The 1,066-nt window shown below is 72.1% G+C and carries 1 pseudogene; it reads right to left on the minus strand.

The window, feature by feature from the left end:
• Positions 1-1,066: pseudogene (locus tag ACFWDO_RS21475) on the minus strand (hypothetical protein); the annotation flags it as partial.

A 1,066-nucleotide genomic window follows, 5' to 3' on the forward strand; every position in this document is an offset into this window, starting at 1 on the left:
CAGCGACCGCACCATCCAAGTCGGCGGCGATATCGCCGCCCACGGCCAACGCCCCGCCGAGACCAGCGCCCGCACCGACCGCACTCGACAACGCGCCACCCAGACCGGCACCGGCCGCACCGGTCAGCTCGCCACCGAGACCGACTCCGGTACCCACCGCGCCGTCTAGACCAGCGGCGAGATCCGCGCCTGCGCCTGCCGCACCCGTGAGCGCACCGCCCAGACCCACACCCGCACCGGCGGCACCGCCCAGCGCAGCATCCAGCCCGGTCTCGAGTTCGGCCCCCGCGCCGACCGCACCCGTGAGCGCCTCACCGAGACCAGCACCCGCACCGACCGAGCCGGCCAGGCTGCCGCCAAGACCCGCGGCAAGGTCCGTCCCCGCGCCGACCGAGCCGGCCAGGCTGCCCCCGAGACCCGCGGCAAGATCCGTCCCCGCGCCCACCGCACCCGACAGGGCACCGTCGAGACCGGCACCGATTCCACCGTTCAGCGTGGTGTCGAGACCCGCACCAAGATCCGCGCCGGAACCAACCGCGCCGTTCACAGCACCACCCAGACCAGCAGCCAAGTCACCACCAACACCAGCCGCGCCCGTGAGCGCCCCACCGAGACCAGCACCCGCGCCGACCGAGCCGGCCAGGCTGCCGCCAAGACCCGCGGCGAGGTCGGTCCCCGCGCCGACCGCACCCGACAGGGCACCATCGAGACCGGCACCGATTCCACCGGACAACGTGGTGTCGAGACCCGCACCGAGATCCACACCGGCACCAACCGCGCCGTTCAGCGCACCACCGAGACCAGCAGCAAGGTCACCACCAACACCCACCGCACCGTTCAGCGCACCGCCAAGACCAGCAGCAAGATCACCACCAACACCCACCGCACCGTTCACAGCACCACCCAGACCAGCAGCCAAGTCACCACCAACACCGGCCGCACCGTTCAGCGCACCACCCAGACCAGCAGCAAGATCACCACCAACACCCACCGCACCGTTCAGCGCACCGCCGAGGTTCGCGCCGAGGTCGAGGGCGCTGTCGATCGCGCCGTTCAGGCCGAGGCC

Source organism: Isoptericola sp. NPDC060185 (genome assembly GCF_042728595.1).
In the GTDB taxonomy this organism is placed as follows: domain Bacteria; phylum Actinomycetota; class Actinomycetes; order Actinomycetales; family Cellulomonadaceae; genus Isoptericola.